5 protein-coding genes are annotated in these 7,855 nt (G+C 71.5%); all 5 read left to right on the forward strand.

Annotation, left to right across the window (positions count from 1 at the left end):
- The first annotated feature begins 324 nt into the window (after positions 1-324).
- The gene (locus ABD844_RS35150; RefSeq protein ID WP_344887580.1) at positions 325-1,287 is read left to right on the forward strand and encodes an ABC transporter permease; all 963 of its coding nucleotides are present in this window, start codon (positions 325-327) and stop codon (positions 1,285-1,287) included.
- A complete protein-coding gene (locus ABD844_RS35155) occupies positions 1,284-2,192 on the forward strand; it encodes a carbohydrate ABC transporter permease (RefSeq protein ID WP_344887582.1) in 909 nt (302 codons plus the stop codon). Before ABD844_RS35150 ends, ABD844_RS35155 begins: the two co-directional genes overlap by 4 nt.
- Positions 2,193-2,239: 47 nt before the next feature.
- Positions 2,240-3,859 (forward strand): type 2 periplasmic-binding domain-containing protein, encoded by a 1,620-nt coding sequence (locus ABD844_RS35160; RefSeq protein ID WP_344887584.1) that lies wholly within the window; start codon positions 2,240-2,242, stop codon positions 3,857-3,859.
- A complete protein-coding gene (locus ABD844_RS35165) occupies positions 3,856-5,925 on the forward strand; it encodes a DUF2264 domain-containing protein (RefSeq protein ID WP_344887586.1) in 2,070 nt (689 codons plus the stop codon). Before ABD844_RS35160 ends, ABD844_RS35165 begins: the two co-directional genes overlap by 4 nt.
- Positions 5,918-7,855 (forward strand): alpha-mannosidase (locus ABD844_RS35170; protein WP_425568712.1); only part of this gene is annotated, 1,938 nt, incomplete at its 3' end. The genes ABD844_RS35165 and ABD844_RS35170, both read left to right, overlap by 8 nt.

Consider the following 7,855-nt stretch of genomic DNA (forward strand, 5'->3'; position numbering starts at 1 on the left):
CCCCGCGCATGGAGCCGGAGCGGCGTCGTGCCTGCTGGGGCCGCATCGGCCGGGAGCGGCCTGTGCCCCGCGTTCGTCTCTCGCATGGGCTTATCCAACACCCTTCGCCGCTCCGGAGTCCAACCGGCGGACAACCGGCGGACAACCCGCGGACGTGCCCGATCGGGCCTGTCCGCCGCCGTTCCGGCGACGTTCTTGCGACGGCGACGGCGGTCGCGGGACGGGAAGGTCCCCGCGATGACTCTTGACGTAAGTCAATTCAATGGATTTACATGTTCGACACACAACCCCTCGCCCTGACCCCCCGTAACGAAGGGCACCCCCATGTCCTTGCTCACCCAACGGAGTCCGCGCAGCGATCCCGGAGCCGCCCCGCCCCACGACGGGAAACGCGGCGGCCGCCGGGACCGGTCACTGCTCTGGTTCGCGCTCCCCGGCGTTCTGATCGTCCTGCTGTTCCACTACGTGCCGCTGCTGGGGCACGTCATCGCGTTCCAGAACTATCAGCCGTTCATCGGCATCTGGCACAGCACCTGGGCCGGCCTGGACAACTTCGCGGTGCTCTTCAACGGCGACGAGGACTTCCTGCGCGCCCTGGTCAACACCCTGCAACTGCTGGTGATCCAGGTCGTGTTCGTCTTCCCCGCGCCGATCCTGCTCGCCCTCGCGATCAACAGCCTGATCAGCGAACGCGTCAAAATGATCGTGCAAAACGTTTTGTACCTGCCGCACTTCCTCTCCTGGGTGGTCGTCGTCGCGATCTTCCAGCAGATGCTCAGCAACGGCGGCCTGGTCAACGTCTTCCTGCGCGCGCACGACCTGGGCACGTGGAACATCATCGGCAACCCCGACCTGTTCCAGGCGCTGCTCACCTCCCAGGTGATCTGGAAGGACACGGGCTGGGGGACGATCCTCTTCCTGGCAGCGCTCTCCCGGGTCGACACCCAGCTCTACGAGTCGGCGGCGGTCGACGGCGCCGGCCGCTGGCGCCAGACCTGGCACGTCACCCTCCCGGCGCTGCGCAGCCTGGTGGTGCTGCTGCTCATCCTGCGGCTGGGCGACGCGCTCAGCGTCGGCTTCGAGCAGATCATCCTGCAGCAGCCGGGGGTCGGGCTCGAATCGAGCGAGGTGCTGGACACCTACGTCTACAACCAGGGGCTGCTGGCCGGCGACTGGGGTGTGTCCGCGGCGGTCGGCCTGGTCAAGGGGCTCATCGGCGTGGTTCTCGTGCTCGGCGCGAACAAGGTCGCCCATTTCTTCGGCGAGGAAGGGATCTACCGCAGATGACCACCCCCACGAGCGATCTCGTCGTCATCCCCGGGCAGACCCCCGCCTCGCTGCCGTGGCGGGCCGCCAAGTCCGTGCTGCTGCTGGTCTGCTGCCTGCTGGTGGCGGTGCCGTTCTTCTCGATCGCCGCGACGTCGCTGGCGGACACCAAGCAGGTCAACGAGGCGGGCGGGTTCGTGCTGTGGCCGGAGCGGCCGACGCTGGAGGCCTACCGGGCCATCCTCGAGGGCGGGCTGGTCTCGCAGGCCCTGCTGGTGAGCGTCGGCGTCACGGTGGTCGGCACGGCGCTGGCCCTGGTGTCCAGCGTCACCCTCGCGTACGGGCTGAGCCGCCCGGGCAGCCTCGGGCACCGGCCGGTGCTGATGATCCTGCTGTTCTCCCTGCTGTTCACCCCGGGCGTGATCCCCAGCTACCTGCTGATCAAGGAACTGGGCCTGATCAACAGCTACTGGTCGCTGATCCTGCCCACGATGGTCAACGCGTTCAACGTGATCGTGCTGCGCTCGTTCTTCATGAGCATTCCCCGCGATCTCGTGGACGCCGCCAGGATCGACGGGGCGCGCGCCGGGCAGATCCTGCGCAGCATCGTCATCCCGCTGTCCAAGGCGGCCATCGCGGTGGTGGGGCTGTTCTACGCGGTGTCGTACTGGAACGCGTTCTTCAACGCCATGCTCTACATGAACGAGTCCGCGAAGTGGCCCATGCAGCTCGTGCTGCGGACCTACGTGGTCAACAACGCGGCCATCGGCGCAGGTGAGGCCGCCGCCTCGGGAGCGGCGCTGCCGCCCTCGCAGGCGCTCCAGGCCGCGATCCTGGTGCTGTCCGTCGTCCCCATCGTCGTCGTCTACCCCTTCCTGCAACGCCACCTCAGGAAGGGCGTGATGATCGGGGCCGTCAAGGGATGAGCACACGGACGTGAGCAGGCCACCCGCAACCGAAGGAGAGGCCCGAGATGGGTGCTGATGTCACGCGCAGAACCGTGTTGCGCGGCTCGCTGGGCGCCGCCGCCGGGCTGGCCCTGGCCGCCTGCGGCGACGGCGGCCCCGCCGTCCCGATCGCCGACAACGCGAAGGTACGGCTCCCCGACCACGTTCCCTACCAGGGGGTCAAGGCGGACTTCCCGGGCACTCCCGAAGGGGTGCTCAACGGCTACCTGCACTACCCGGCCAGCCCGGTCACCGCCTTCCCCGGCGGTCCGCCGGCCGCCGGCCCGCCCATCTCGGTCATGGCGATGACCTTCAACCCGGTGCCGCCGCCGATCGGGCGCAACACGTACTGGCAGGCGCTCAACCGCAGCCTCGGCACCGAGCTGCGGTTCGAGATAACCCCCATGGGCGACTACCCGAGCAAGGTCGCCGTCATCATCGCGGGCGGCGACCTGCCCGACGCGATGGCCGTGCGCCACGAGATCCCGCAGCGCCCCGCCATGCTCAACGCCCTGTTCGAGGACCTGTCGGAGCACCTGTCGGGCCCGGCCGTGCGAGAGTACCCCTACCTTGCGAACATCCCCACCGCGCACTGGCGGGCCACCGTCTACAACGGCGGGATCTACGGGCTGCCGATGCCCAGGGCGAACGTGGGATCGGTGATGTTCTACCGCGCCGACCGGGTGAGGGAACGCTCCCTCGATCCGGACGTATCGGACTTCCGTGCGTTCAAGCAGCTCTGCACGGACCTGACCGACTCCCGCAGAAGCCGGTACGCCCTCGGCGACCCGGTCCCCTCGCTCTACTTCGTGCTGGAGATGCTCGGCGTGCCGAACCAGTGGCAGGAGAGCGGCGGCCGGTTCACCTCGTGGCTGGAGCACGAGCGGCTGCCGCAGGGCCTGGACGCGATGCGGCAGCTCGTCACGGCCGGACTGCTGCATCCGGACGCGTTCACGGTGACCGGCAAGTTCAAGGACTGGTTCGGCAGCGGCCAGATCGCCATCCACTACGACGGCAACGCCGGCTGGAACGACTTCTACCGGCGCTACGCGCAGGACACCCCGGGATTCGCGATCGACGGCATGCTCGCCCCGGGATTCGACGGCGGGCCGGGCACCCATTGGGCGGGGCTGTCCAGCTTCGCGATGCTGGCGTTCAAGAAGGCGCCGCGCGAGCGCATCCGCCAGTTGCTGCGCGCGTGCAACGCCCTGGCCGCACCCTTCGGTACGGACGCGTACAAGCTGCGCAAGTACGGCGTCGAGGGCGTCGACCACACGCTGAGCGGGACCGACCCGCTGCTGACCCCCACCGGCACCGTCGAGACGACGCTGCCGACGATCTTCGTGACCGACGCCCCGATCTCCCTCTATTTCCCGGAAATCCCGGACGTCGTCCGCACCCAGCACGACTTCCAGAAACGCGCCGTTGACGTCCTGGTACGCAACCCCGTCGAGGGAATGTACTCCGAGACCGACGTCACCGTGGGCGGCCCGCTGATGGTCCGCATGCAGGACGAGCTGAAGGCCGTCATGCAGGGCCGCAAGCCGCTCTCGTCGTGGAGCGACACGCTGCGCACGTGGCGCAAGGAGGGCGGCGACCGCATCCGAGCCGAGTACGAGCGCTACTGGGAGAGCATCAACCCATGACGCGACACGCCCGCCCAGACCATGACACCCACCATGACCCCCACCATGACACCCGCCAAGTCCATGACCCCCGCCAGGACTTTCGCACCCGCGCAGGCTGGGAAGAGCTGGCCGACCGACTGCTGCTGGCGGTCCGCCCCTACGCCTCGGCCCGCCACGCGCTGATCGACCTGCCAGGACCGCCCAGCAGGAGCGGCCCCTGGAGCGACGGGCTCGAAGGCTTCGCCCGCACGTTCCTGCTCGCCGCGTTCCGGCTGGCCGGGGCGCGCGGCGACGACCCGCACGGCCTGGCCGACTGGTACGCCACCGGCCTCGCGGCAGGCGCCGACCCGGCGAGCGAGGAGCGCTGGCCCACCTTCGCCGAACGCCGGCAGGCCAAGGTGGAGGCGGCCTCCATCGCGCTGGCCCTGCACGAGACCCGGCCGTGGATCTGGGACCGGCTGAGCGAGACCACCAGGGGCCACGTCCTGGCCTGGCTCGCCCACATGGTCGGCGCCGACATGCCCGCCAACAACTGGATCTGGTTCCAGGCCGTCACCGAGGCGTTCGCCCGCACGGCCGGCGGCACCTGGAGCCCCGACGACCTGACCAGGACCATCGAGCTGACCGACGCGTGGTACGCGGCCGACGGCTGGTACTCCGACGGCCTGGCCGGCGGCGAGCACCGCAACTACGACCACTACAACGGCTGGGCCATGCACTTCTACCCGCTGTGGTTCTGCCGCATCCTCGGCGACCAGGCGCCGGACGGGCTGGCCGACCGCTACCGGGAACGGCTGCGGCGCTTCCTCGACGACTTCCGCCACCTCGTCGGCGGCAACGGGTCGCCGCTCATCCAGGGGCGCTCGCTGACGTACCGGTTCGCCGCGCTCGCACCCCTGTGGACGGGCGCCCTGTTCGAGGCCACCCCGCTGCCGCCCGGGCAGACCCGGCGGCTGGCCGGCCGCATGCTCGGCCACTTCACCGGGCACGGCTCGATCGACGAGCGGGGCCTGCTCACGCTCGGCTGGCACCGGCCCTTCCGCCCGGTGCTGCAGGTCTACTCCGGGCCGGGCTCGCCGTACTGGGCGAGCAAGGGCTTCGCCGGGCTCCTGCTGCCTCCCGAGCATCCGGTGTGGAGCGACGCCGAGGTGCCGCTGCCCGTCGAGTCGGGTGACTTCGCCCGTACGCTGAGCGCGCCCGGCTGGCTGGTGTCCGGGACCCGCGCCGACGGCGTCGTACGCGTCGTCAACCACGGCGCCGACCACACCGACCCCGCCCGGTGGCACTCCGACGACCCGCTCTACGCGCGGCTGGCCTACTCGACCCACGCGGCCCCCGAGACCCCCGAGGATCCGCGCGGCGGGCCCGTGGACTCCTCGGTCGTCCTGGTGGACGCCGCCGGGCACGCCAGCCACCGGCGGCCGTTGCGGCGCGTGAGCGTCGAGGGCCGCGTCGCGGTCTCGCGCAGCCGCGCGCACTGGCCCGCCGACGAGCGCTGGGACTGCTTCGGCGGCCCGGACACCGGCTACCGGCTGGGCCCCTGGATCACCGTGGCCTCCGTGCTGCGCGGCGCGCTGGAGGTCCGGCTGGCCCGCGTCGACCCCGCCCCCGAGAGCCCGGACGACGACCCCGGCCCCTGGCAGCTGCGACTCGGCGGCTGGGCCGTGCCCACCTCGGACGGGCCCACCTCCGACGGGCCCACGAACAATACCGGCGAACCCGCCGACGGACCGACGGAGGCCACTGTGCGCGGCGGCGGGCTCCACAGCACGGTGGTGGGCCTGCACGGCTTCGACCGGGCCCACGTCCACCACGGCTCGGACAGCAACGCGCTGTCCCCGGCCTCCGCCACCCCCGGCGTCCTCGCGGACGAGGTGCGCTTCGGGCGGCCGTACGCCGCGGCGGTGCACCTCGCGGGCACGCCCCTGGCCGCGGAGCACCTGCCCGAGGTGCGCTTCGAGTCCGAGGAGAGCGCCGTCGTCCGGTGGCCCGACGGCGAACGCGACCTGATCCACCTGACCGCGCCCCCGCACCCCCCGCGTCCCCCGCAACCCACTGAGAGGGAAACTTCACCCGATGCATGACGACCGACGGCTCACCGAGGACCGCGTCACCGCGTTCCTCGACAGGAAGCTGCGGCCCGCGCTCTACAGCGCGCGGCTGCCGCTCGACCTGTCCGCCTGGCGTGTCCCCGGTGAGCCCGTTCCCGTCGCCTCGGCGCTGAGCGCCCGCTACGAGCCGTTCTCCGTGGGGGAGGGCTGGGGAGCCCCGTGGGCGACCACGTGGCTGCGCGCCCGTGCGGAGATTCCGGCCGGATGGGCGGGCCGCCGCGTGGAGGCGGTCTTCGACCTGGACTTCGACCTGACGAAGGGGCCGGGCGGCCAGGCCGAGGGCTTCGTGCACGACGCGGCCGGTGTGCCGATCCAGGGGCTGCACCCCTACAACCGGTCGGTGCTGCTGGCCAGGGAGGCGGCCGGTGGCGAGCCGGTGGACCTGCTGGTCGAGCTGGCGGCAAACCCTCCCATCACGGGCAGCGCCGGGCGCGGCACGCACTACGGCTCGAAGGAGAGCGCGGGCACCGACGACCTCTACCGGGTCAAGGTCGCCGACCTCGCCGTGCGCGATGAGGACGTCTGGCACCTGCTGCTGGACATGGAGGTGCTGGACGAGCTGATGCGCGAGCTGCCCACCGGCTCGCCGCGCCGCCACGAGATCCTGCGGGCACTCGGCCGTGCCATCGACGCCGTGGACCCCTGGGACCTCGCGGCCACCGCCGCAGCCGGGCGCGAGCGGCTCGCGGACGTGCTGGCCAGGCCCGCCCACGCCTCCGCGCACACCATCGCGGCGGTCGGCCACGCCCACATCGACTGCGCGTGGCTGTGGCCGCTGCGCGAGACCGTACGCAAGTGCGCCCGTACCTTCACCAACGTCGTCACCCTCGCCGAGGAGTACCCGGAGCTGGTCTTCGCCTGCTCGTCGGCGCAGCAGTACGCCTGGATGAAGGAGCAGCGCCCCGAGATCTTCGAACGCATCCGCAAGGCCGTGGAGCAGGGCACGTTCGTGCCCGTCGGCGGGATGTGGGTGGAGGCCGACGGCAACCTGCCCGGCGGTGAGGCGCTGGCCCGTCAGCTCGTACTCGGGCGGCGCTTCTTCGCCGCCGAGTTCGGCGTCGAGCAGGACGGGGTGTGGCTGCCCGACTCCTTCGGGTACACCGCCGCCTACCCCCAGCTCGCCCGGCTGGCCGGGGCCCGCTGGTTCCTGACCCAGAAGCTCTCCTGGAACGCCACCAACCGCATGCCCCACCACACCTTCGACTGGGAGGGCATCGACGGCACCCGCGTCCTGACCCACTTCCCGCCCATCGACACCTACAACGCGGAGCTGACCGGGCGGGAGCTGGCCCACGCCGAGCGCACGTTCGCCGACAAGGGGGCGGCGGGCCGCTCGCTGGCCCCGTTCGGCCACGGCGACGGCGGCGGGGGACCCACGCGCGAGATGCTGGAGAAGGCGCGGCGGCTGCGCGACCTCGAAGGCTCGCCGAAGGTGCGGATCACGCGGCCGTCGGAGTTCTTCGCGCAGGCCCGCGCCGAGTATCCGCGCCGTCCCGTCTGGCGCGGCGAGCTGTACCTGGAGACGCACCGCGGCACGTTCACCAGCCAGAGCCGTACGAAGCGGGGCAACCGCCGCGCCGAGCACCTGCTGCACGAGGCCGAGCTGTGGGCCGCGGCGGCGGCCGTGCACGCCGGAGCCGCCTACCCGTACGAGGAGCTGGAGGCGATCTGGCGGGAGGTGCTGCTGAACCAGTTCCACGACATACTGCCGGGCACCTCCATCGCCTGGGTGCACGAGCAGGCCGAGGAGACCTACCGGCGCGTCCACGCCGCTCTGGAGGGGATCGTCGACCGGGCGCTGTCGGCGCTGGTGACCGGGGACGAGAGCGTGACCGTGGCCAACGCGGCCCCGACGGCCCGGCGGGAGGTCGTGACCCTGCCCCCGGACGTCCCCGCGCCGCCC

Source organism: Nonomuraea antimicrobica, from assembly GCF_039536965.1.
GTDB lineage: Bacteria > Actinomycetota > Actinomycetes > Streptosporangiales > Streptosporangiaceae > Nonomuraea > Nonomuraea antimicrobica.

Bases quoted from the DNA above. Each gene is read 5' to 3' on its own strand.
- ABD844_RS35155 (WP_344887582.1), top strand. From the start codon at position 1,284: ATGACCACCCCCACGAGCGATCTCGTCGTCATCCCCGGGCAGACCCCC.
- ABD844_RS35150 (WP_344887580.1), top strand. From the start codon at position 325: ATGTCCTTGCTCACCCAACGGAGTCCGCGCAGCGATCCCGGAGCCGCC.
- ABD844_RS35160 (WP_344887584.1), top strand. From the start codon at position 2,240: ATGGGTGCTGATGTCACGCGCAGAACCGTGTTGCGCGGCTCGCTGGGC.
- ABD844_RS35165 (WP_344887586.1), top strand. From the start codon at position 3,856: ATGACGCGACACGCCCGCCCAGACCATGACACCCACCATGACCCCCAC.